Raw genomic sequence first — 23,755 nt, forward strand, 5'->3', positions numbered from 1 at the left:
GACATCCCTCCTGCACCACAGCGGCCCGACGACGGCCGCACCTCCGTCGACGGCGCACCCTGGGGGCGCCGCTCGTGGCGGTCCCTGCTGGGGCGCCCCTCCGCGCTCGCGCTCGTCCTCGCGGTGCTGGTCGTGGACGTGCTGCTCCTCGTCGGGAACGTCGCCTACCACGCCTCGAACGACCCGGGGGAGCCGGTGACCCGGTTCGGGGATCCGCGCTGGAGGGGGGACCTCGACGGGTCCTACGCGGAGATCGTGGGGCACGCGCAGATCGTGGTGGCCGTCGTCGTGCTGCTCGTCGTCGCCGTCGTCCGGCGGACGCTGGTGCACGCGGCGTGGGCACTGGCCTTCGCGGGGCTGTTCCTCGACGACTTCCTGCAGGTGCACGAGCGCCTCGGTGCCGCGCTCGCCGCTGGCTGGGGCCTGCCGGCGATCGCGGGCCTGCGCAGCACCGACCTCGGCGAGCTGCTCGTCTGGGCCGGGGAGGCCCTGGCCCTGGGGCTCGTCGTCGTGGTCGCGACGGTGCGCTCCGAGGCCCGGGACCGACGCGACTCGCTCGTGCTGTTCGGGTGCACAGTCGTCATCGCGGTCTTCGGGGTGGCGATCGACCAGGTGCACAGCGTGCTCGAACCCCACGTCGCGCACGTCGTGGCGGTCGCCCTGACCCTGACCGAGACGGCGGGGGAGCTCCTGGGCATGTCCCTCGCCCTGTTCGCGGCCGCGGCCATGGTGGCCGTCACGGCTCCGCGTCGCGCGCCGGAGCCGACGGTGCTCGGGGGGTCCTGACCGAGGCCCGCTCCCGGACTCGGCACGAGAGCAGGACGCCCTGCCGTGGCAGCTGCCCCGTCCCCGCCTCGGGGGAGCAGCTCACGAGCAGGGCGTCGACGAGGTCAGTGCGCGGCGTCGTAGGCCTCGCGCACGACGGACGAGATGCGGCCGCGGTCGGAGACGGCGTGGCCGTTCTCCTTGGCCCACTCGCGGATCTTCTGCAGCTCGCTCGGGTCGCTCTTGGGGGCGGTGGACGAGGACGAGGACGACGGGCGGCCGGCGGTCTTGCGTCCGACCTTGCGCGCGGCGTTCAGGTAGGGCTCGAGGAGGCTGTCGAGCTCGTCGGCGTGCTCCGTCGAGAGGTCCATCTCGTACGAGGCGCCGTCCAGCGTGAGCGAGACGGTGCGGCCCTCGCCGTCGGCGATGGGGGTCCCGTCGAGGTCGTCGACGAGCTGGACGAGGGTCTTGCGTGCCATGGGGGCTCCTTGCAGGAAAAGAATTCGGATCGACGCGCAATGCGTCGAATCGTCGATTGTCGATATCAGTCTATCGATATGTCGCGAATGATGACTTCATGAAATGGCATCGATTTCATGAGGACTCTTCGCTGAAGGGACAAAGCCGCGGAAATGTCCTCACAAAGGAGAGCGATCGGAGAATGCGGACGCCGAGGGGGACAGGACGGGAGGTGCCGTCGCGACCGGTCACGCCCAGCGCGCCTCGCGCCTCCTGCGCCGCGCCCCGGGCCCGGTGACGCTGCCGTCGTCCGGGCCGAACACGAAGTAGTGCACGCGGGCCGGGTCGAGCCCGGCGTCGACGAGGGCGTCGCGCACGATCGACATGAAGGGGACCGGGCCGCAGAGGAACACCCGGTGCCGGTCGCCGACCGCCAGAGAGCGCACGTCGACGGGATCCAGGTACTCGCCGTTGTCGTCGGGCGTGGAGAGGGCGCCCTGCGTGTAGCTGACGCGCAGGACCCCGCCCGGCAGGCGACCGACGAGGTCCTCGAGCTCGGCCCGGTGGGCGTGCCGCTCGGGGGTGCGCTCGAAGTGCAGGACGGTGACGGGGCGGGTCGACCCGCTGCGCACGAGACGGTCGAGCATGCCGAGCACGGGCGTGCAGCCGATGCCGGCCGAGACGAGCAGCAAGGGGTCGCCGCCGAACCGGTCGAGCACGAGGTCGCCGAGCGGTGCCGAGACGCGCACGACGTCGCCCACCTCGACGGCGCCGAGCAGGTGGGTGGACACCTCGCCCGCGGGGACCCCCGGCGCGGCGGGGAGCACGCGCGCACTGACGCGCCACTGCTCGTCGTCGCCGCCGCGCAGGCTGTACTGCCGGACCTGCCGCGCCCCGTCGGGCAGCTCCACCTGCAGCGAGGCGAACTGGCCCGCGGCGTAGCCGGGCAGCGGCTCGTTGTCGGCACTGACGAGGGTGAGGGCGACGACGTCCTCGGCGGCGAGCCGCTTGTCGGTGACGATCGCCTCGCGCCACGGGTCGTCCGGGTCGAGGTCGGCGGCGCGCTGCACGGCCTCCACGCGGTCGGCGAGCTGGTCGGCCAGGTCGGCCCAGACCTCCTGCCAGGCGGCGACGACGGCCGGGGTCGCGTCGTCGCCGAGCACGGAGCGCAGGGCGGCGACGAGGTGCTCGCCGAAGACGGGGTACTCGCCCCGGGCGACACCGAGGGCCGCGTGCCGGAGGGCGAGGCGGGCGACCTCGTCGTCGCTGCTCGTGCCCGCGCCGGCGCTGCCGAGGCGGCCGGTCGCGCCCGCGCTCAGCTCGGCGAGGGCCTGCGCGTCGAGAGGAGTGCCGGTGCCCGAGGTCGTGCCCGCCCGGCCCGCGACGGGCAGCACGGGCGCGACGACCCGGGCCGCGTGCTCGACGATCGTGCCCGCGAGCGCCCGGGCCTGGCGCCCGGTGGCGTGGTCTGCCCGGTTGAACTGGTCCCGCAGGAGGTCCGGCCGCGCGGTGAACAGGCGCTCGTAGAACTCGGCGGCGAGGCGCTCGGCCCCTGCCGCGACGACGGGCAGGGTCCCGGCCACGAGCCGGAGGGCGGGGCTGCTGATCACGGTGGTCCTGCGGGTCGGCGGACGGGGACGTGACGATCCTGCCGGGCCGTGATGGGAACGCGCTGGGGTCCGTTGCGCCCGTACCGTGTATGCGCTTACACTCGTCGGACCCGGTTCGACGACGACCTACCCGAGGGAGCCCCGTGGCAACGACGCGCACGACCCCACCGACCCAGCCCCCACGATCCCGACGGCGCCTCCGCGCGCTGACGGCCCTCGCCGCCGCGACCACCGCGATGGCCCTGGCGGGCTGCAGCATCCAGATCACCAGTCAGCCCGACCCCAGCATCGGGGCCGACACCATGCTCATCAACGCCGACAAGGGGTCCCCTCTCTTCGAGCGGAACTTCAACCCCTACCTGGCCAACAAGCGCGTGGCGGCGAGCTACGTCTACGAGCCGCTGCTGTTCACGAACGTGCTCGACGGCTCGATCACGCCCTGGCTGGCCTCGGCCTACGACCAGCCCGACGCGCGCACGATCGACATGACGATCCGCGACGACGTCGAGTGGAGCGACGGCGAGCCCTTCACCGCCGACGACGTGGCCTTCACGTTCGACCTGCTCCGCGAGCACCCGGCGCTGGACGTGCGCGGTGCCTGGACGCACATCGACCGCATCGAGGTCGAGGGCGACCACGTCGTGTTCCACCTCCAGAGCGACGACGCCCCGTCGGTCTCGATCATCGGCGTCACGCTCATGGTCCCCGAGCACCTCTGGTCCGACGTCGACGACCCCGAGACCTTCCGCGACCCGGACCCCGTCGGGACGGGCCCGTTCGTGCTGGGCAACTACACCGCGCAGCAGTACACGATGGACAAGAACCCGACCTACTGGCAGGCGGACGACGTCGAGGTCGAGCACCTCGTGCTGCCGGCGACGAACGACCAGCTCGACACCGTCACGCGGGGTTACGACTGGGCGTACTCGTTCATCAGCGACGTCGAGGGCACCTGGGGCGCGGCGAACCCCGACAACACCTTCTGGTTCCCGCCGGGCGGCGTCATCGGGCTCATCCCCAACCTGACGAAGGCGCCGTTCGACGACGTCCACGTGCGCCAGGGCATCTCGAAGGCCCTCGACCGCGACCGCATCGCCGACACGGCCACCGAGGGGTACCTCGAGGCGGCCAGCCAGACCGGGCTGATCCTGCCCAACCAGGAGGAGTACCTCGACCCGTCGCTGCCCGACGGCGGCATGGTCACGCAGGACCGCGACGCCGCCCTCGCCGAGTTCGCCCAGGCGGGCTACGAGCTGCGCGACGGCGAGCTCGTCGACGCCGGCGGCACGCAGCTGTCGTTCTCGATCACCACGGCCAACGGCTACAGCGACTGGCTGCGGGCCGTGCAGGAGGTGCGCCGCCAGCTGGGCGCGATCGGCATCGACGTGCAGGTGCAGGCCCCGCAGCCGGCCGGCTACCAGAGCGCCATCAACAACGGCGACTTCGACATGGCCATGGGCGGCATGGGCAACGGCGACGTGTTCCAGGCCTACGACAACTTGTTGTCGAGCGAGTTCTACCAGCCCGTGGGCGAGAGCACGCAGAACAACTTCGAGCGCTTCAGCGACCCCGCGGTCGACCAGCTGCTCACCGACTACAAGTCGACGGTCGACGAGGCCGAGCAGCGGGCCATCATCACCGAGCTCCAGGGCGTCGTGCACGACCGGCTGCCCGTGATCGGGATGTACCACGGCGGGCTCTGGGGCCTGTTCAACACCTCGAAGTTCACCGGCTGGCCGAGCGCCGACGACCCGTACACCGCACCGCAGACCTACGACTGGGCCCCCCTCATGATCTTCACCCGCCTCGAGCGCGTCGACGCCGAGGGCGGTGACGACGAATGAGGTACCTCCTCGGCAAGGCCGGGCTGTTCGTCCTCACCCTCTGGGCGGCGGTCACGCTGAACTTCCTGCTGCCCCGCCTCATGCCGGGCAGCCCCACCGACGCGGCGATCGCGAAGCTGTCGCAGAACGGCCCCGTCACCGACGCGACCCGCGCGGCCATCGAGGCCCAGCTCGGCGTGCCCGACGGCAACCTCTGGGAGCAGTACGTCGGCTACCTGCGGCAGGTCGTCACCCTCGACTTCGGCGTGAGCTACACGTTCTACCCCGAGTCGGTGTCGCACCTCGTGACGCAGGCGCTGCCGTACACGCTCGTCCTGGTGGGCGCGGTGACGGTCCTCGCCTTCGTGCTCGGCACGCTGATCGGCGTGCTGGCCGCTTGGAAGCGCGGCACCTGGCTCGACTCGCTGCCGACGCTGTCGGGCAGCTTCATGAGCACGTTCCCCTACTTCTGGACGGCCCTGCTGCTCCTGTTCTTCCTCGGCTACGTGCTGCACCTGTTCCCCACGAGCGGCGCCTACGGGCCGACGCTCGTACCGAGCCCGGACCCGGAGTTCCTCCTCGACGCGCTCTACCACGCGGCCCTGCCGGCGCTGACGATCCTCGTCACGAGCCTCGGCGGGTGGATCCTCGGCATGCGCAACGCCATGATCGGCACCCTCGGCGACGACTACGTCACCTTCGCCGAGGCGAACGGCCTCCGTGGTCGCACGGTCGCGATCCGCTACGCGGCGCGCAACGCGATCCTTCCGAACCTCACGGGCTTCGGCCTCGCCCTCGGCGGCGTCGTCGGCGGCTCGATCCTCGTCGAGCAGGTCTTCGGCTACCCCGGCATCGGGTACCTGCTCTTCAACGCCGTCATCGGGCAGGACTATCCCCTGATGCAGGCGCTCTTCCTCATGATCACCGTCAGCGTGCTCGTCGCGAACTTCCTCGTCGACCTGCTGTACGGCGTCCTCGACCCTAGGACCCGCCGATGACCTCCACCGTCTCCGTCCGGCTCCCGCAGCAGGGAGCACCCGACCAGCGCCCGCCCAGCCCGTGGCGCACCCTCGGCCGCTCGGCCGCGACCGTCTGGTCGAACCCGAAGGCGCGCCTCGGCGTCGTCGTGCTCGGCTCCTTCCTCCTCCTCGCGGTCCTGGCGCCGCTGTTGGCCCCCTACGGGGCGAGCGAGAACGGCTTCGAGCGCAGCAGCGACGCCAGCGCCGCGCACTGGTTCGGCACGACCGCCGCCGGCGAGGACGTCCTCAGCCAGCTCCTGTACGGCTCGCGCGTCAGCGTGGTCGTGGGGCTCGTCGCGGGCCTCCTGTCGACCCTCATCGCGGTGGCGATCGGCCTCAGCTGGGGTTACGTGAAGGGCTTCGGCGCCGAGGTGATCGGGTTCCTCGTCAACCTCTTCCTCGTGATCCCGAGCCTGCCGCTCATGATCGTCATCGCCGCCTACCTGCAGAACGGCGGCATCGCGGTCATCATCGCGGTGATCGTCGTGACGGGGTGGGCGTGGGGCGCCCGCGTGCTGCGCAGCCAGACCCAGAGCCTCCGGTCGCGCGACTTCGTCACCGCCGCCCGCTTCTCGGGCGAGCGCTCGGGCCGCATCGTCTTCCGCGAGATCCTGCCCAACATGACGAGCCTCATCGTCAACGCCTTCTTCGGCGCCGCCACCGCGGCGATCCTCGCCGAGGCCGGGCTGTCGTTCCTCGGGCTCGGCGACTCGTCGATCGTCAGCTGGGGCACGATGCTCTACTGGGCCCAGAACTCGAACGCCCTGCTGACCGGCCAGTGGGTGCTCCTGTTCGCCCCCGGCCTCTGCATCGCACTGCTGGCCATGAGCCTGACCCTCATCAACTTCGGCGTCGACGCCGTCGGCAACCCGCGCCTGCGCGAGGGCGGCCGCTCGAAGCGCGCACCGCGCGCGGAGAAGGAGGTCGCCCGATGAGCGACGCCACCGCCACCGCCACCCCGACCGCTCCCGCCGGGGGCGACCCGGACCTCCTGCTCGACGTGCGCGACCTCAGCGTCGTCTACGAGTCGCACGGCGCGACCCCCGTGCAGGCCGTCGACCACGTGTCGTTCCAGCTGCGCCGCGGTGAGTTCGTCGGCCTGGTCGGCGAGTCCGGCTCGGGCAAGTCGACGCTCGGCTACGCCCTCACGCGCCTGCAGAAGCCGCCCGCGCGCACGAACGGCGGCAGCATCTGGTTCGACGGCGCCGACGTGCGCGACCTCGACCCCGAGCAGCTGCGCCGCCAGCGCCAGGGCGGGTTCGCGATGGTCCTGCAGTCGGGCATGAACGCCCTCAACCCCGTGCGACGCGTTCGCGACCACTTCGGCGACGTGTTCCGGGCGCACGGGCACGTGCCCCGCGAGCGCCAGCACGACCGCATGGTCGAGCTCGTCGGCAAGGTCGAGCTGCCCCGCGAGGTGCTCGACCGGTACCCGGGCGAGCTCTCGGGCGGCATGCGCCAGCGCGTCTCCATCGCGCTCGCCCTGGGCCTCGAGCCGCAGCTCATGGTCTTCGACGAGCCGACCACGGCCCTCGACGTGCTCGTGCAGCACGCCGTCATGGACACCATCGTGGGCCTGCAGCGCAGCGAGGGCTTCACCGCGGTGCTCATCAGCCACGACCTCGGCATCGTCCTCGAGGCCACCGACCGCGTGCTCGTCCTGCACGAGGGCCGCATCGTCGAGGACGGCCCGAGCCCCCGCGTGCTCGCCGACCCGCAGGACGACTACACGCGCATGCTCCTGTCGCACTACGCCGACCCGCGCGCCGAGGTGGTCTCGCTGCCCGGCTTCGAGGACCGCTCGGTCCGGCGGGCGAAGGGCGAGAAGAGGTCGGCGGCGTCGACGAGCACCCCCTCCGTCTCGACCCGCAGCACGAGCACGGCGCGCTCGGCCGTCACGGTCGACGCGGTCTCGAAGACGTACCCGGCGCCCCGCCGCGGCGAGGAACCCGTGCGGGCCGTGCGCGACGTGTCGTTCACGCTCGAGCCCGGGCAGTCGCTCGCCCTGGTCGGGCAGAGCGGCTCGGGCAAGTCGACGCTCGCGAAGCTGATCACGGGCGTCGAGCAGCCGACCACCGGGGCCGTGCGGTTCGGCGACGTCGAGGTGCCGCGGCTGCGCCGTCGCGCCCTGCGCGACTTCCGCAGCGACGTGCAGATGGTGTTCCAGGACCCGTACGCGGCGCTCAACCCGCTGCACACCGTCGAGTACGCGCTGACCCGGCCCGTCCTGAACTACACCGGCCTGCGGGGGGCCGATGCCCGCCGGCGGGTCCTCGAGCTGCTCGAGACCGTGGGCCTCTCGCCCGTCGAGCAGTTCGCGGCGAAGCTGCCGCACCAGCTCTCGGGCGGCCAGCGCCAGCGCGTCGTCATCGCGCGCGCCCTCGCCAGCGACCCGCAGGTGATCATCGCCGACGAGCCGGTCTCGATGCTCGACGTCAGCCTGCGCGCGGGCGTGCTCGCCCTGCTCGAGGACCTGCGCGAGCAGTGGGGCGTCTCGCTGCTCTACATCACGCACGACCTGCTCAGCGCGCGGCTCGTCACCGACGACGTCATGGTGCTGCACCGCGGCGAGGTCGTCGAGCGCGGCGGCACCGCCGAGGTGCTGCAGCGCCCGCAGCACGAGTACACGCGCCGCCTGCTCGACGCCGTGCCCGACCCGGCGCGCGCGCACGCGCTGCGCGCGGGGGCGGCAGGAAGCGCGACCGGCCCCGACGACGCCGGTCGCTCCGCCGACGGCCCCGGCCCCGGTGGCGCGGCGCCTCGCGGCGCCGACGCCTCGCCCGCCGCCGTCCCGCCCGCGGGCCGGCCCGGCGCCGGGCCCGGAGCGACGGGCACGGTCCAGCCGTGAACCTCGCCGACCTCGCCCCGCACCCCGTCTTCGGCGCCCTCCCGGTCCCCGAGCACGTCGACACCGTCGCCGTCGACCTCCCCGTCGGGCGGCTCAGCGCCTACCGCGTCGTGCCGTCCGAGGGCCTCGACGCCGCCCGCAGCCGCGGGACCGTGCTCGTCGTGCCCGGCTACACGGGGTCGAAGGAGGACTTCCGCGTCGCCCTGCCGCTCCTCCGCGACGCCGGCTGGGCCGTGGTCGTGATCTCGCGACGCGGCCAGGCGGACTCGGCCGCGCCTCCTGCCCTCGCCGACCACGCGCTCGTCGAGGAGGCCGCCGACGTCGTCCGCGTCGCCGCGCTGCTCGACGACGGTCGGCCCGTGCACCTGCTCGGGCACAGCCTCGGCGGCGTGATCGCCCGGGCCGCGGCGATCGCCTCGCCGACGTCGTTCCGCTCGGTGACGCTGCTCTGCTCGGGCCCGCACGGCTGGACCGACCGCAAGTACCTCGAACGCGGCCTCACCGCCGCGAAGGGCTCCGCGGCGCTCTTCGACGCCGTGAACCCCGCGACGCACGGCCTCGCCGACGACGAGCTCGACCCCGACCTCGCGTTCGTCCGGATGCGCATGCGCGCCACGAGCGACCACAGCATCGTCGGGGGCGGCCTGGTCCTCGAGGCCCTCGACGACACCACGGCAGAGCTCGCCGCGACCGGACTGCCCGTGCTCGTCGCCCACGGCGAGCACGACGCGGCCTGGCCGATCGCCTGGCAGCGCGACATGGCCGACCGGCTCGACGCCCGCTACGCGGTGGTCGCCGAGGCGTTCCACTCGCCGCAGATCGAGCGGCCCGCAGACACCGTGCGGCTGCTCGACGACTTCTGGGCCGGGCACTGACCCCGCGGCGCCGCCGCACCCTCCGCTCCACGACGAAAGGACCCACCCCGTGCTGACCTTCCCCGACGGCTTCCTCTGGGGCGCCGCCACCGCCGCCCACCAGATCGAGGGCGGCAACGTGAACAGCAACTGGTGGGTGCACGAGCACGCGCCGGGCACGAGCATCGTCGAGCCCAGCGGCGACGCCGCCGACAGCTACCACCGGTACCGCGACGACATCCGGCTGCTCTCCGAGCTCGGCCTGGGCTCGTACCGCTTCAGCATCGAGTGGGCGCGCATCGAGCCCGAGCGCGGCGTCGTCAGCCGCGCCGCGATCGACCACTACCGCAGGATGGTCGACACCTGTCACGAGTTCGGCATCGAGCCGATCGTCACGTTGATGCACTTCACCGTGCCGCGCTGGTTCGAGCGCGACGGCTTCTGGCGTGCCGACGACGCCGCCGACCTCTTCGCCCGGTACACCGAGACCGCGCTGCCCGTCGTCGCCGAGGGCGTCCGCTACGTCTGCACCGTCAACGAGCCCAACATCGCCGCCATGCTCGCGGGCGGGGAGGACGCCTCGAACCTCGTCGCCCACGGCCTGCCGGCCCCCGACCTGCAGGTGGCCGACGCCCTGCTCGCCTCGCACCGCCGCTCGCGGGAGGTGCTCTCGCAGGTGCCCGGCCTCAAGTCGGGCTGGACCGTCGCCACGCAGGCGTTCAAGGCCGTCGACGAGGAGGGCGCCGCCGAGGCGCTGCGCGAGTACGGCTACCCGCGCGACGACTGGTACAGCGAGATGGCCGCCGGCGACGACTTCGTCGGCGTCCAGGCCTACACGCAGACCTTCATCGGGCCGGAGGGCCCGCGGCCCGTCGCCGAGGGGCTCGAGACGACCCTCACCGGGTGGGAGTTCTACCCGCCCGCCGCCGCCGAGGGCGTCCGCGCCGCGTGGGAGCTCAGCGGGCACGTGCCCGTCATGGTCACCGAGAACGGCATCGCCACCGACGACGACACCCGTCGCATCGCGTACACGCAGGGCGCCCTCGAGCACCTGCACGACACGATCGACGAGGGCATCGAGCTGCTCGGCTACCAGCACTGGAGCGCCCTCGACAACTACGAGTGGGCCAGCGGGTTCCGCCCCACCTTCGGCCTCATCGGCTGGGACCGCGAGACCTTCGAGCGCACGCCCAAGCCCAGCGCCCGCTGGTACGGCGAGGTCGCCCGCGCGAACGGGCTCGAGCGCCGCTGAGCCGCCGGCCGGGTGCCCGGGGCTGAGCTGCCGGGCACGGGGAGCGTCCGGCCGGGCGCGGCGGGCAGCCGGCCGGTCGCGTCAGCGGCCGTCCGGCGCCCGCGAGGTCAGAAGTACGTGATGCCGTACGGCGCCCGCTCCGGCAGGAGCATCGCGCGCAGCTCCTGCACCGCACCCGTCCGGTGCTCGCGCAGCAGGCCGGCCTGCCGCAGCGTGCCCACGTCGACCCCGCCCAGCCAGGCCGAGCCGAGGTCGGCCACGTCGAGCTCGACGTCGGGGCCGGAGGCGGTGCCCACCTCGCCCGCGCCGGTGACGGGGTCGAGGCTGCCGGTGCCTCCTGCGCTCGTCAGGCGCCACGTGCCCTCGACGTGCCCGAGGGCGTCGTGCACCCGCAGCGTCACGGAGCCGTCGGCCGCGTAGGGGCGCGCCCCGAACGCGGCGGGGGCGTCCAGGAGGCGGAACCAGACGTGGTCCTCCTCGTGCGTCACCGAGAGGGCCCGGCCGTTCGCGAGCGCCAGCAGCAGCGGATCGTCGACGCGGGCCGTGGGGTACCGGACGCTGTCGACGAGGTCGATGCTGAGCAGCAGCTCCCAGAGGTCGAGGTGCGCCTCGTCGGTCGCCGCCACGAGGTCGACCACCTGCAGCTGCTGCCCCGACCCGCCCCCGGCCCCGGTCTGCGGGAGCTCGACGACGCGGTAGGTCAGGCAGCCGTCGGCGACGCCGTCGGCGTCGCGGTGCACGGCAGCGCGGACCGTGTCGTCGTCGCCGCCCTCGGGCTTCGAGCCGAGGCCGGTCACTCCGGGCCAGACGCCCTCGTGCCGGTCGATCGACCCGGGCGTGACGGCGTGGAAGGCGGCGAAGACCTCGCGCGCGATCGCCCCGACCTCGGTGGCGGCGACCAGTTCGACGGTCCCGGACCGGTCGGCCCCGGGACCGCGCAGCAGGCTCACCGGCGCCGAGCGGTCGACCGTGACCGTGCGCTCGCGCATCGCGCTGCCGAAGCCGAAGCGGCGGTAGATGGTGGCCTCGCTCGCCGTGAGGGCCGCGACCGCCAGGCCCGCGTCGGCGGCGCGCTGCAGGTCGGCGGTCATCATGCGGCGGAGGATCCCGCGGCGCCGGTGCGTCGGCTGCACCGTCACGCCGGCGACGAGGTGCGCCGGCAGCAGGTGGCCGCCCCCGACGTTGAGCGACTTCGTGAACGTGGCGAACGTCGCCACGGGCACGCCCTGCCCCTCGAGCGACCCGGGCCGCGGCGTGCGGGGCACGACCGCCGTCAGCTGCCGGCCGTCGGCGGTGATCCGCTCCGCCTCGCGCAGCACGGCCGCCGCGTCGCCGCGCGGCTCGTGGAACGCCAGGCGCTCGGCGTGGATCCACGCCGTCGTGCGGTCGTCCGGCCGGGCCGCCCCCTCTGCCCCCGTGCCGGCCAGGCCCGCGGGGGCGGTGCTGATCTCGTACTCGTCGTCGTGTGCGCTCACGCCTCGACCCTACGGCCGCGGGCGGTGCCGTGGGCGGGGCTGCGGGCGGGGCTGGTCGCGTGGGCGGGTGCGCGGGCGGCGTGGTGGTGGTGGCACTTCCGAAAAGGCGACCGGCCGGTCGGCGCAGGGCGGGCCTCCTGCCGGGTGTCCGGCGTGTCGTCGTCGAGTTGTCGCGTTCGGCGCCCGGGGGGTAGGACGGCGGCGTGGTGGTGGTGGCACTGCGGAAAAGGCGACCGGCCGGTCGACGCAGGGCGGGCCTCCTGCCGGGTGTCCGGCGTGTCGTCGTCGAGTTGTCGCCTTTTGCGACCCTGGGCAGGAGGCAGGAGGCAGGAGGCAGGAGGCAGGAGGCAGGAGGCAGGAGGCAGGAGGCAGGAGGCAGGAGGCAGGAGGCGGCGGCCAGGACCAGGAGGCGGCGGCGCCGATCAGGGGCCGGGGCAGGAGGCGCAGCCCGGCCCCGGCCGGGAGCGCGCGTCAGTCGATCGCGCGTTGGACCTGCTTCACCGGGAGCATGAGCAGCAGCCCGGCGAGCAGCACGAGGGCGATGCCGACGATGCCGAAGCGGGTGTCGCCCGTCACGCCGACGAAGACGGTGAACAGTCCGGGGGCGAGGAAGCTCACGGCGCGCCCGGTCGTGGCGTACAGCCCGAAGATCTCGCCCTCGCGCCCGGGCGGGGTGACGCGCGCGAGCATGGTGCGGCTCGCCGCCTGGGTGGGTCCGACGAAGAGGCAGAGGAACAGCCCGACGACCCAGAAGGCCGACTGGGAGGTGCCGATGGTGAGCGAGACGCCGCAGGCGAGCACGAGCCCGACGAGGGAGCCGACGATGACGCGCTTGGAGCCGATCCGGTCGTCGAGCCAGCCGCCCGCGAAGGTGCCGAGCCCGGCGACGAGGTTCGCCGCGACCGCGAAGTAGATGACCTGGGCCGACGAGAAGCCGAACACCTGTGCGGCGATGATCGCCCCGAACGTGAACACGGCGGCGAGGCCGTCGCGGAACACCGCGCTGGCCCCCAAGAAGAGCAGCACCTGTCGGTTGGTGCGCCACAGCGCCCGGACGGTGCGCCCGAGCGCACGGTACGACGACAGGACGCTGCCCCGGCCGGAGGCGCGGGTCGTCCTGGGCGGTTCGGGCACGGCGAGGAGCACGGGCACCGCGAACGCGGCGAACCAGACGGCGGCGACGAGGATCGACAGCCGGACGTCCCAGGCGCCGCCCTCGGTGCCGGTGGGCACGCCGAGGAGCCCGCCCCGGCCGTCGACGCCGAAGGACTGCAGGAACGCCACGAGCAGCAGGAGGAGCAGGACGATGCCGCCGACGTAGCCCATGCCCCAGCCGAAGCCGGAGACGCTGCCGATCGTCTTCTTCGTCGAGACCTGCACGAGCATGGCGTTGTAGTTGACGCTCGCGAACTCGAAGAACAGGTTGCCGACCGCGAGCAGGGCGGCGCCGTAGACGAGCGCGCCGGGGGTCGGGGCGACGGTCGCCATGGCGACCATGGCGACGACGACGAGCGCGGTGTGCACCGCGAGCCAGGTCTTGCGGCGACCGGAGCCGTCGGAGCGTTGCCCCAGGACGGGCGCCAGCAGGGCGATGAGCACGCCCGCGATGGTGACGGCCCCGGAGACGACGGTCGCGTTCTCAGCCTTGGCGAGCACGAGCGCGGGGTTGCGCGCGTCGTCCCCGGCGGCCGCCACGATCTCGGGGTCGACGAAGGCTCCGCTCGCCAGGTACGTGCTGAAGACGAAGGTCGTGACGACGGCGTTGAAGGCGGCGGAGCCCCAGTCCCAGAGCGCCCAGGAGACGACCTTCCGGCGGGGGATCGCGGGGGCGTCGGGCGCGTCGGCGCCGCCGGTGTCGGCCGTCGTGGGCGAGGTCATGGCGGTCACCCTAGTGCTGCGCGGTGTCGTGCAGGAGGACCGGGCGCCGGCGACGGCGTCGGTGCGGCCCGGCGTGGCCGTCAGTCCAGGGCGCTCGTGTCGAGCGTCGGCTCGTCGAGGTCGGTCGAACGACGGATGTACGACAACAGGGCGCGCGCGTAGGCGACCTCGGCGTCGGGGTCGCTCTCGGCGCCTCCTGTCGTCGTGACGACGAACGCGTCGCCGTCGCGGGTGAGCGAGACGAAGGTCGGGCCGAGCAGGGCGCGCAGCTGGTCCTCGCGGGGCAGCCAGAGCGAGTCGTCGGCGGCGACGGAGTCGAGGGCCCACTCGGTGGTGCCGTTGAAGCCGAGGACGGTCCCGGTGGGGTAGTGGTGCGCCTCGATGGTCATGTCGCTGATCGTGAAGACGTCCTCCTCGAAGCCCGGGGTGTCGACGACGAAGCGGTCGCCGGTGGCGGGGTGCCAGCGCAGGCCGGCGTCGGCGAGGCGGCGGGCGAGGTCGACGGTGAGCATGCGGACATCCTGCCCGGGGCACCTCCGTGCTGGTCAAGCGCGACGCGGTGGCGTAAACTTGAGCCACAACGACTCAACCGGCGCCGGCACCCCCGGCGCCCACCCGCACCAAGGAAGGCACCCCATGGCGAACCTCCAGGGCGCGCCGGCTTCCGACGAGAAGCAGAAGAGCGCGCTCGACCAGTACGGCGTCGACCTCACGGCGATCGCCCGCAGCGGCAAGCTCGACCCCGTGATCGGCCGCGACGCCGAGATCCGGCGCGTGAGCCAGGTGCTCACGCGCCGCACCAAGAACAACCCCGTCCTCATCGGCGAGCCCGGCGTCGGCAAGACCGCCGTCGTCGAGGGCCTCGCCCAGCGCATCGTCGCGGGTGACGTCGCCGACTCCCTCAAGGACAAGCGCCTGGTCAGCCTCGACCTCGCGGCCCTCGTCGCCGGCGCGAAGTACCGCGGCGAGTTCGAGGAGCGCCTCAAGGCCGTCCTCAAGGAGATCACCGAGAGCGACGGCCAGGTCGTCACCTTCATCGACGAGCTGCACACCCTCATGGGCGCAGGAGGCGGCGAGGGCTCCGTCGCGGCCGCCAACATGCTCAAGCCCATGCTCGCCCGCGGCGAGCTGCGCCTCATCGGCGCGACGACCCTCGACGAGTACCGCCAGTACATCGAGAAGGACGCCGCGCTCGAACGGCGGTTCCAGCAGGTGTACGTCGGCGAGCCGAGCGTGGAGGACACCGTCGCGATCCTCCGCGGGCTCAAGGAGCGCTACGAGGCGCACCACGGCGTGACCATCGCCGACGGTGCGCTCGTCGCCGCCGCCGCCCTCTCGAACCGGTACATCTCGGGCCGCCAGCTGCCCGACAAGGCCATCGACCTCGTCGACGAGGCCGGCTCGCGGCTCAAGATGGAGATCGACTCCTCGCCCGTCGAGCTCGACCAGCTCTACCGCGGGCTGGTCCGCCTGCAGATCGAGGAGCTGGCGCTCAAGAAGGAGAAGGACGACGCCTCGCAGGTGCGCCTCACGGCCCTGCGCGCCCAGATCGCCGAGCAGCAGGCCGCCTACGACCGGCTCAACGACCGCTGGCAGGCCGAGAAGGCGTCGCTGCAGGGCATCGGCACGCTGCGCAGCGAGCTCAACGAGGCGCGCATCGACGCCGACCGCGCCCTCCGCGAGGGCCGCTACGAGGACGCCGCCCGCATCAGCTACGAGCGGATCCCCGACATCGAGCGCCGCCTCGCGGCCGCCGAGCAGTTCGAGGAGTCGGGCGAGCGGCTCGTGAACGACAGCGTCACGGACGCCGACATCGCCGAGGTCGTCGCCGCCTGGACCGGCATCCCCGTCGGTCGGCTGCTCAGTGGCGAGACCGACAAGCTGCTGCACCTCGAGAGCGAGCTCGGCCGCCGCATCATCGGCCAGCGCGCCGCCGTGCAGGCCGTCAGCGAGGCCGTCCGGCGCACCCGCGCCGGCATCAGCGACCCCGACCGGCCGACCGGGTCGTTCCTGTTCCTCGGCCCGACCGGCGTCGGCAAGACGGAGCTGGCGAAGGCGCTCGCCGACTTCCTCTTCGACGACGAGAAGGCCCTCGTCCGCATCGACATGAGCGAGTACGGCGAGAAGCACAGCGTCTCGCGCCTCGTCGGCGCGCCCCCCGGGTACGTCGGCTACGAGGCCGGCGGCCAGCTCACCGAGGCCGTGCGCCGGCGCCCCTACAGCGTCGTGCTGCTCGACGAGGTCGAGAAGGCGCACCCCGAGGTCTTCGACGTGCTGCTGCAGGTGCTCGACGACGGCCGGCTCACCGACGGCCAGGGTCGCACGGTCGACTTCCGGAACACGATCCTCGTGCTCACCTCGAACCTCGGGTCGCAGGTCATCGCCGACCCGACGCTCGACGACGCCGCGAAGGAGCAGGCCGTCCAGGCCGTCGTCCGTCAGGCCTTCAAGCCCGAGTTCGTCAACCGCCTCGACGACCTCGTCGTGTTCTCGACGCTGACGACGGACGACCTCGGCCAGATCGTCTCGCTCTACGTCGACCGGCTCGCCCGTCGGCTCGCCGACCGGCGCCTCGAGCTCGCCGTCACGCCGGAGGCGCGCAGCTGGCTCGCCGAGCGCGGCTACGACGCCGTCTACGGCGCCCGTCCGCTGCGACGGCTCATGCAGCGGCAGATCGACGACGCGCTCGCCATGGCGCTGCTGGGCGGCACGATCGAGGACGGCGACACCGTCCGGGTCGACGTCGCCGAGGGCGGCGAGCACCTCACGGTCGTGCGCCACGAGCTCGCCGAGCCCGGGGCGGACGTGCTCGACGACCTCGACTGAGCCCGCGCCTCCTGCGCTCGTCACGGAGGGCCCCGCACCAGCACGGTGCGGGGCCCTCCGCGTCGTCAGAGCCGGGCGATCGCGGCCGCGGCGTCGGCCACGAAGCGGTCGACGTGCTGCTCGGTCGTGTCGAACGAGCACATGAGGCGCACCTCGCCCGTCGCGCGGTCCCAGTCGTAGAAGTGGTGCGCCTCGCGCAGCGGCTCGACGACCTCGCGGGGCAGCACGACGAACACGCCGTTCGCCTCGACCTGCTGCGTCACGACGACGCCCGGCAGCTCGGCGAGGCCGTCCGCGAGGCGCACCGCCATCGCGTTCGCGCGCGTCGCCGAGCGCAGCCACAGGTCGCCCTCGAGCAGGGCGACGAACTGCGCCGACACGAACCGCATCTTCGACGCCAGCTGGGCGTCCATCTTGCGCAGGAAGGTCACCCCCGCCTCGGCCTCGGGCGTGAAGGCGACGATCGACTCGCCGAGCACGAGGCCGTTCTTCGTGCCGCCGAACGAGAGGCTGTCGACGCCGGAGTCGCGGGTCAGCTCGCGCAGGGACGCCCCGGTGGACGCGGCCGCGTTGGCCAACCGCGCGCCGTCCATGTGCACGCGCATGCCGAGCGCGTGGGCGTGGTCGGTGATCGCCCGGATCTCGTCCGGCGTGTAGACGGTGCCGAGCTCGGTGCTCTGCGTGATCGTCACCGCGAGCGGCTGGGGGCGCTGCTGGTCGCCCCAGCCGTACGCCTGCCGGTCGATCAGCTCGGGCGTGAGCTTGCCGTCGGGAGTCGGCACCGTGAGCAGCTTGATGCCGCCGAGGCGCTCGGGGGCACCGCCCTCGTCGGTGTACACGTGCGCGGTCGTCGCGCAGATCACCGCGGCCCAGCGCGGCGTGAGCGCCTGCAGGGCCGCGACGTTCGCGCCCGTGCCGGTGAGCACGGGGTGGACCGTCGTGCCCTCGCCGAAGGTGTCGACGACGATCTCACCGAGGCGTGCCGTGTAGGGGTCGGCGCCGTACGAGCCGACGTGGCCACCGGCGGCGTCGGCGAGGGCGGCGAGCACCTCGGGGTGCGCGCCGGCGTAGTTGTCGGAGGCGAAGGTGTGGGCGGTGGGGTCGTGCAGGACGGTCACCCGACCATGATGCCGGAGCGCCGACGGGTCACACGGCCACGCCGCGGCCGGGCGCCAGCACCGCGTCGAGCAGCACGGCGAAGCGGTCGGCGTGCTCGACGACCTGCCCGGCGAACCGGGTCTGCACGGCGGCGCTCTCACCGTAGGGATCGGCCAGGTCGTCGTCGGCCGGCGCGACGGGCGGTGCCACGTGCCCGCGCAGGCCGCCGAGCAGGGAGGCCGTGGCGGCGACGGGCGAGGACCCCGCGGCGACGAGGGTCCGGGTCCGGTCGAGGTCGTCCGGGGTCACGGCGTCGGTCAGCCGGAGCAGCTGGTGCAGGGTGAACGCCTTGCGTGCCGCCCGGGGCAGGAGCCGGGCCGCCTCGGACCGTTGCTCGCGCGTCGCGGTCACGACGAGGTCGGCGCGGTCGACGAGCTCGACGTCGGGGCGGGCGGGGCGGTGCCCGGCGAGGTCGAGGCCGACGGCGCGCGCGGCCGTGAGCGTGGCCGGCGTGACGGTCCACGCGGGCGTCGCCCGCGTCCCCGCGCTGAGCACCTCGACGCGCGGTCCGAGCCGTCTGGCGAAGGCGGCCGCCAGGAGGGGCGAACGGCAGACGTTCGCGGTGCAGAGGCAGAGGATCGTGCCGTCGGCGGTCACTCCGCCCCCTCCCTCGCGTCGAGCTGCAGCGACTCCTTCGGCACGTACAGGGCGTAGGCGCCCCGGGTGTCGCGGGGCAGGGGGGCCATCGTCAGCAGGAGGGCGGCGGCCTCGCGCCCGCTGGCGCGCAGCACCTCCAGGGCGGACGCCAGGTCGCGGCGGCGCGTGCGGCGCGCCGCCACCACGACGAGCACGCCGTCGACGAGCGACGCGAGCGCCCCGGCGTCCGAGACGGGCAGGAGCGGCGGGGCGTCGACGAGCACGTGGTCGTACGTCGACCGGAGCTCCTCGAGCAGGGCGCGCATGCCCTCGGACGCGACGAGCTCGGCCGGGTTGGGCGGGACCTGCCCGGCGGGCAGGACCACGAGCCCGTCCCGGCCCCAGGGCTGGACGACGTCCTCCAGCTCGGCCGCACCGATCAGGATGTCGGACACGCCGACGGCGCCCTCGAGGTCCATGACCTCGGCGACGCGGGGGCGGCGGAGGTCGGCGTCGACGAGCGCGACGGAACGGCCGGCCTGCGCGAGCGCGATCGCGAGGTTGCAGACCGTGGTCGTCTTGCCCTCGCTCGGCAGCGGCGACGACATGAGGAAGCACCGGCGGTCGCCCCGGGCGTCGACGTACCGGAGGTTGGTCCTGAGCGTGCGGAAGGCCTCTGCGCGTCGCCCCCGGGGGTCGACCTGCACCGTGAGCGGGTGCGAGGCGGCCTGCGGGTCGAAGGGCACGATGCCCAGCACGGGCGTGCTGGTGACCTCCGCGAGGTCGGCGGGCTGCCGGAACCGCACCTCCGTCCGCGAGAGGAGCACGGCGACGCCGGAGGCGCCCAGCACGGCGAGCACCAGGCCGACGGCGAGGTGCGCCGCCAGGCCCGGCGTCTCGGGGCGCGTGGGGACCCTGGCGTCCTCGAGAACGGTCAGCCGGACGGGTGCGCGACCACCGTCGGCGGCGGGCTCGAGGTCGCGGTCGACGACCTCGGTCAGCGACCGGGCCACCGCGTCGGCGACCTCGGCCGCGCGCGCCGGGGACTCGTCCTCGACCACGAGCGTGAGGACGACGCTGTCGGTCGGCGGCACCGCCGACACCCGGGCGGCCAGCTGGTCGACGCTCTCGTCGAGGTCGAGCTCGTCGACGACCGGGCGCAGGACGAGGGCCGTGCGGGCCACCTGGGCGTACGACACGACGCGGTCCCTCGCGGCGGTGTTGCCCTGGCCGAGCTCGAGGGCGGACGGCCCCGCCGTGTCGGGCTGCACGGCGACGTAGAGGCTCGTCGAGGTCCGGTAGACGGGATCGGACGTCGCGTAGAGGGCCAGGGGTGCCGCGAGCGCGAGGACCGCGACGAGTCCCGCGGCGACGCGGTGCCGCGCGAGCGCGCGGAGGACGGGGACGAGGCTCATGGCTCCCCTGCTGGACGAGTTCGGGTGGACGACGGGGGAGTGCAGAATATCAGATCTCGTGCACCGTGGGTAAGATGGGCCGCCCGTCCCCGTCCCCGATCGGACCGAGCTTGACCACCCCTGCGCCCGCCCCGTCCGCCCCGCGCGGGGCGTCGCACCCCGAGGCCACCCGTGCCGACCACGCCCTCGCCGTGGTCCAGGCGCTCGCGGTCTCGAGCGGCACCTTCAAGGCCACGGCGGCGTTCGCCTGGCTCCCCGTCGACCCCGCCCTGCTGGCCAGTGCGGTGGTGGCGCTCGCGCTGGTCCGTGACGTCCTCGTCCGCCGTGCCGCCCTCCTGCCCTGGGGGCTCGCCGCCGTCCTCGCCTGCTTCGTGCCCGGTGCGCTGGTCCCGGTGAGCGTCGGGTACCGGAGCGGCAAGCTCGCCGCCCTCGTGCTCACGGTCCTGCTCGTCGTCGCGGCGCTCCGCACGCTGCGCTCGTCGGAGGTGCTGGCGACCTGGCTCGCGGCGCTCACGGGGTTCCACCTCGTCACGGTGGTGGGAGCCCTCCTGTCGCCCGACAGCGGCGCCTGGGGGCGGCTCACCGTCGAGGGCTCGACGACGATCACCGCGGGGCGGGCGAGCGGCCTCGTGCTGCTGGCGGCGCTCGTGCTCGCGCTCTCCCCGGTGCTGCGGGGACGACCGCTCCTGCGCGGCGCGGCCGTCGCCCTGGCCGCCGCGGGAGGCGTCGTCCTGGTCGGCGCAGGGTCGCGCGGGCCGTTCCTCACGGCCCTGCTCACGATCGTCGTCGTCGCGCTGCTCGCCCCCTGGCCGGGGCGGGCGCGTCGCACGACGGTGGTCGTCCTGCTCGCCGCCGCGGGGGTCGCGGTCGTCGCGACGAGCAGCAGCGCGGGCGCCAGACGGCTCACCGGGTCCCTCTCCTCCGCCTCGGAGGCGACGTCGACCCGGTCGCCCCTCTGGGAGGCCGCGTGGCGGCACCTGCACCAGTACCCGGACGCCCTCGTCGGGACGGGCTGGGGAGGGTACGCCCGCGTCCTCCGGCCCGGCGAGTTCCTGGTCGGCAACACCACGCGCCTCTACCCCCACGACGTCCTCCTCGAGGCCTTCGTCGAGGGAGGGGCGCTGGCAGGCCTCGCCCTCACGGTCGCCCTCGTGGCGTCGCTCACGGCCGCCGTGCGTCGGCTGCGCGCCGCCGACGCGTCGACCGTCGACGTCGTGCTGCTCGCGCTCGCGGTGTTCCTCACCGGCAACGCCCTCGTCAGCGGCGACCTCAACGACAACCGCCTGCTCTGGGTCGTGCTCGCCCTCGCGTGGACGCCGCGTCACCCCGGCCGGCCGGAGTCCCACGACCTCGCGGCCGCGATCGAGGTGCCCACGAGGGCCAGGTAGCAGGCCGCCGTCGACAGCGACCACGCGGCGACGGTGGCGAGCGGGTCGTGGGTGACCGCGGCCGTGACGAGCAGGGCCCCGCTGGTGGCGACGAAGCGCACGACGTCCCAGGCGAGCTGCGCTCCGGGGCGGTGCAGGAGGACGAGCGTGCGGGAGACGGGCAGGGCCACGGCCTGCGCGGCACCGGACACCACGACCCACCGCACCACGTCGACGAGACCGTGCCACCCGTCGCCCGCGAGGAGGGGGACGACGACCGGGGCCAGCGCCCAGAGGGCGGCGGCCCCGGGAGCGGCCACCGCCGTGCCCGCCAGCACGGAGCGCGTGACCTGGTGCGCCGCGCGCGCCCGGCCCGCCCGCACCGTCCCGCCCAGCCGGGCGTCGACGACGTGGCCGACGGCCTCCGCGACGACGACGGCGGGCGACACGACGAGGCGCGTGGCGAGCGCCACGAGCCCGACGGTGGTCGCCCCGAAGGCCGTCGACAGGAGGACGACGGGCGCCTGCAGGCCCACGACGTTGACGAGCGACGACGCGCACGACGCAGCCGCGCGACGCCACGAGCGACCCGCCACGGCCAGGAGCACGCGCACGGGGACGCCGCGTCGCCGTCGGCCGGGCCTGCCGACGAGGGTGCCGAGGCTGCCCAGGGCGCGGGCCACGGCGGGACCGAGGGCGAGGCCCAGGGGGCCTCCCGTGGGTGCGAGGACCAGGGCGACGCCGACCTGCGCGAGCCCCTGCACCGCGTTGCGGCGCCCGAGCGAGCCGAAGGCCGACCGCCGGACGAGGGCGACCGCCACGGTGCGCTGCACGCCGATGGCGGTGCTGGTCAGGGGCAGGAGCCACCAGAGCCCGGCGAGCGGCGGGGTGCCGAGCACGTCGGCGAGCCGGCCGGCCAGGAGGCCCGCGGGCACCGCCGCGAGCACGCCCACGACGAGGCTGGTCGCGACGCCGAGGGCGACGAGCGCCCGTGCCACGGTCTCGCTCCTCGTCGACACGACCGCCCGCTCCCACCCGCCCGAGGCGACGGCGCCGAGCACGGCGGACGTGCTCGTCACCAGGGCGAGCACGCCGAAGGCCTCCTCGTCGTAGAGCCGGGCCAGGAGGGGCGAGGCGGCCAGCAGCGCACCCTGCCCCAGGGCGCTGCCCGACAGCACCCGGAGCAGCGCCGAACGGATCCTGGCGGGTGCCGTCACCGCTGGGCGTCGGGGACCGCGCGCGCGGGCCCGTCGGGGCTCGCGGGGGCCGGGAGGCCGCAGCGACGGTAGACCTCGAGCAGCCGGGGCTCCTCGGCGGCCCACGTGAACACCTCGACGGCCGCCCTGCGCGCGGCCTCGCCGTGGCGCCGCAGCAGCTCGGGGTCGTCGGCGTACCGGCGCAGGGCGCGGGCGAGCTCCTCGGGCCTGGCGGGGTCGACGAACGTCGCGCAGTCGTGCCCGGCCAGGACCTCGCGCCAGAGCGCGAAGTCGGACGCGATGACGGGCATCCCCGCCGCCATGTACTCGAACATCTTCGTCGCGAGGGCCCGGCGGTACGCCGGCGTGGGCAGGAGGACGACGATGCCCACGCGTGCGCCCAGGAGCAGGTCGCGGGCGGCCTCCGGCGACACGAGCCCGTGCAGGGCGACGGTCCCGCGCGCCACGGCCTCGTCGAAGACCGACGCCTCGGCCGTCGGCACGACGTTGCCGACGACGTCGACGACCCACCCCTCGGGGTGCTCGGGGTGGCAGGCGGCCTCGGCGATCACGCGGGAGCCGCGGTGCTCGCTCACGACGCCCAGGTACACGGCCCGGGGCGGGCGCTCGGGCGCCGGTCGTGCCGACTCCTCCTCGGGGCGGAGCCTCGGGAAGTTGTGCACGACCGTGGTCCTGTGCGGCGGGAACCGTCGAGCGGTGATGGCCGTGGCCGCCACGACCTGGTCGCTGGTGCCCGCGAGGCGCACGACCGCGTGGGAGGCGAGGACCGCGGCGCGCCGCACGGGGGCCGGGATCCAGGTCTTGACGGCCACCTGGTCGGGGAGGTCCTCGTGCGCGTCGTAGACCGTCCTGCGGCCGAGCGCCCGCAGGAGGGGCACGGCCCAGACGAGTTCGGGGTCGTGCAGGTGGAGCACGGTCGCGCCGCTCCGCACCGCGACGAGCACCGCGTGGGGCGTGCTCCACAGCATGCGGACCGCCCGGGGACGACGGGGCAGCAGCACGACGTCGACGCCCGATCCCTCGACGACGGTGTCGTCGTCGACGGCGACCAGGAGGGTCCGGTGGTGCCGGGCGGTCGTGGCCGCCTCGCGGAGGTGGACGCGGTTGTCGGTCCAGCGGTGGGCGCTGCTCACGTGGCAGACGTCCCAGGTCGGGGCGGGGCGGGGGCGGGTCAGGGGAGGTCGGGCGGGCACGGCGGCTCTCTCTCGCGGCG

At 74.2% G+C, this 23,755-nt stretch carries 19 protein-coding genes; 9 read left to right on the plus strand and 10 right to left on the minus strand.

The window, feature by feature from the left end; genetic code table 11:
- Nucleotides 1–132: 132 nt before the first annotated feature.
- Nucleotides 133–786, plus strand: coding sequence for a hypothetical protein (locus tag ACYVHQ_RS07515; protein WP_460511667.1), 654 nt, complete (start codon nt 133–135; stop codon nt 784–786).
- A 104-nt stretch (nt 787–890) separates the two neighbouring features.
- Here ACYVHQ_RS07515 and ACYVHQ_RS07520 read toward each other — a convergent pair whose 3' ends face one another.
- Complete coding sequence (locus ACYVHQ_RS07520) at nt 891–1,244, minus strand: histone-like nucleoid-structuring protein Lsr2 (RefSeq protein ID WP_460511669.1); 354 nt, start codon at nt 1,242–1,244, stop codon at nt 891–893.
- Between the two features lie 228 nt (nt 1,245–1,472).
- The gene (locus ACYVHQ_RS07525; RefSeq protein WP_460511671.1) at nt 1,473–2,834 is read right to left on the minus strand and encodes a globin domain-containing protein; all 1,362 of its coding nucleotides are present in this window, start codon (nt 2,832–2,834) and stop codon (nt 1,473–1,475) included.
- A gap of 143 nt (nt 2,835–2,977) precedes the next feature.
- Between ACYVHQ_RS07525 and ACYVHQ_RS07530 the strand changes: the two genes are divergently transcribed.
- From ACYVHQ_RS07530 to ACYVHQ_RS07555, 6 genes are read left to right on the plus strand one after another with little or no spacing between them, the layout of a single operon-like run.
- Nucleotides 2,978–4,678 (plus strand): ABC transporter substrate-binding protein, encoded by a 1,701-nt coding sequence (locus ACYVHQ_RS07530; RefSeq protein ID WP_460511672.1) that lies wholly within the window; start codon nt 2,978–2,980, stop codon nt 4,676–4,678.
- The gene (locus ACYVHQ_RS07535) at nt 4,675–5,655 is read left to right on the plus strand and encodes an ABC transporter permease (protein ID WP_460511673.1); all 981 of its coding nucleotides are present in this window, start codon (nt 4,675–4,677) and stop codon (nt 5,653–5,655) included. Before ACYVHQ_RS07530 ends, ACYVHQ_RS07535 begins: the two co-directional genes overlap by 4 nt.
- Entirely contained in the window at nt 5,652–6,611 is a 960-nt protein-coding gene (locus ACYVHQ_RS07540; protein WP_460511675.1) for an ABC transporter permease, read from the plus strand. The genes ACYVHQ_RS07535 and ACYVHQ_RS07540 overlap by 4 nt, the downstream gene beginning before the upstream one ends.
- The gene (locus ACYVHQ_RS07545) at nt 6,608–8,524 is read left to right on the plus strand and encodes an ABC transporter ATP-binding protein (protein ID WP_460511677.1); all 1,917 of its coding nucleotides are present in this window, start codon (nt 6,608–6,610) and stop codon (nt 8,522–8,524) included. Before ACYVHQ_RS07540 ends, ACYVHQ_RS07545 begins: the two co-directional genes overlap by 4 nt.
- A complete protein-coding gene (locus ACYVHQ_RS07550) occupies nt 8,521–9,399 on the plus strand; it encodes an alpha/beta fold hydrolase (protein WP_460511678.1) in 879 nt (292 codons plus the stop codon). Before ACYVHQ_RS07545 ends, ACYVHQ_RS07550 begins: the two co-directional genes overlap by 4 nt.
- Before the next feature lie 49 nt (nt 9,400–9,448).
- On the plus strand, nt 9,449–10,630 hold the full coding sequence (locus tag ACYVHQ_RS07555; RefSeq protein WP_460511681.1) for a glycoside hydrolase family 1 protein: 1,182 nt from the start codon (nt 9,449–9,451) through the stop codon (nt 10,628–10,630).
- Between the two features lie 107 nt (nt 10,631–10,737).
- Here the strand turns inward: ACYVHQ_RS07555 and ACYVHQ_RS07560 are convergent, their stop codons facing one another.
- The 3 genes from ACYVHQ_RS07560 to ACYVHQ_RS07570 all read right to left on the minus strand — a co-directional run bounded on the left by ACYVHQ_RS07560 (nt 10,738) and on the right by ACYVHQ_RS07570 (nt 14,495).
- On the minus strand, nt 10,738–12,105 hold the full coding sequence (locus tag ACYVHQ_RS07560; RefSeq protein ID WP_460511683.1) for a GNAT family N-acetyltransferase: 1,368 nt from the start codon (nt 12,103–12,105) through the stop codon (nt 10,738–10,740).
- A 471-nt stretch (nt 12,106–12,576) separates the two neighbouring features.
- Nucleotides 12,577–13,983 (minus strand): MFS transporter, encoded by a 1,407-nt coding sequence (locus ACYVHQ_RS07565; RefSeq protein ID WP_460511685.1) that lies wholly within the window; start codon nt 13,981–13,983, stop codon nt 12,577–12,579.
- 80 nt (nt 13,984–14,063) lie between these two features.
- Complete coding sequence (locus ACYVHQ_RS07570; RefSeq protein WP_460511687.1) at nt 14,064–14,495, minus strand: pilus assembly protein CpaE; 432 nt, start codon at nt 14,493–14,495, stop codon at nt 14,064–14,066.
- 124 nt (nt 14,496–14,619) lie between these two features.
- On the opposite strand from ACYVHQ_RS07570, the gene ACYVHQ_RS07575 reads away from it, so the two are divergent.
- Nucleotides 14,620–16,809, plus strand: coding sequence for an ATP-dependent Clp protease ATP-binding subunit (locus ACYVHQ_RS07575; protein ID WP_460511689.1), 2,190 nt, complete (start codon nt 14,620–14,622; stop codon nt 16,807–16,809).
- Nucleotides 16,810–16,874: 65 nt separating this feature from the next.
- Here the strand turns inward: ACYVHQ_RS07575 and ACYVHQ_RS07580 are convergent, their stop codons facing one another.
- From ACYVHQ_RS07580 to ACYVHQ_RS07590, 3 genes are read right to left on the minus strand one after another with little or no spacing between them, the layout of a single operon-like run.
- Nucleotides 16,875–17,927: a threonine aldolase family protein gene (locus ACYVHQ_RS07580; RefSeq protein ID WP_460511690.1), complete on the minus strand. Its 1,053-nt coding sequence runs from the start codon at nt 17,925–17,927 to the stop codon at nt 16,875–16,877.
- A 28-nt stretch (nt 17,928–17,955) separates the two neighbouring features.
- Nucleotides 17,956–18,564 (minus strand): arsenate-mycothiol transferase ArsC, encoded by a 609-nt coding sequence (locus ACYVHQ_RS07585; protein ID WP_460511693.1) that lies wholly within the window; start codon nt 18,562–18,564, stop codon nt 17,956–17,958.
- The gene (locus tag ACYVHQ_RS07590; RefSeq protein ID WP_460511695.1) at nt 18,561–19,958 is read right to left on the minus strand and encodes a tyrosine-protein kinase domain-containing protein; all 1,398 of its coding nucleotides are present in this window, start codon (nt 19,956–19,958) and stop codon (nt 18,561–18,563) included. The genes ACYVHQ_RS07585 and ACYVHQ_RS07590 overlap by 4 nt, the downstream gene beginning before the upstream one ends.
- Nucleotides 19,959–20,068: 110 nt before the next feature.
- On the opposite strand from ACYVHQ_RS07590, the gene ACYVHQ_RS07595 reads away from it, so the two are divergent.
- A complete protein-coding gene (locus ACYVHQ_RS07595) occupies nt 20,069–21,346 on the plus strand; it encodes an O-antigen ligase family protein (RefSeq protein ID WP_460511696.1) in 1,278 nt (425 codons plus the stop codon).
- Here ACYVHQ_RS07595 and ACYVHQ_RS07600 read toward each other — a convergent pair.
- Both ACYVHQ_RS07600 and ACYVHQ_RS07605 read right to left on the minus strand, forming a co-directional pair.
- Nucleotides 21,280–22,542: a lipopolysaccharide biosynthesis protein gene (locus tag ACYVHQ_RS07600; RefSeq protein ID WP_460511698.1), complete on the minus strand. Its 1,263-nt coding sequence runs from the start codon at nt 22,540–22,542 to the stop codon at nt 21,280–21,282. The two genes, ACYVHQ_RS07595 and ACYVHQ_RS07600, sit on opposite strands and share 67 nt — an antisense overlap.
- Complete coding sequence (locus ACYVHQ_RS07605) at nt 22,539–23,675, minus strand: glycosyltransferase (RefSeq protein WP_460511700.1); 1,137 nt, start codon at nt 23,673–23,675, stop codon at nt 22,539–22,541. Before ACYVHQ_RS07605 ends, ACYVHQ_RS07600 begins: the two co-directional genes overlap by 4 nt.
- Between the last annotated feature and the right edge of the window lie 80 nt (nt 23,676–23,755).

This window comes from Frigoribacterium salinisoli, from assembly GCF_054781095.1.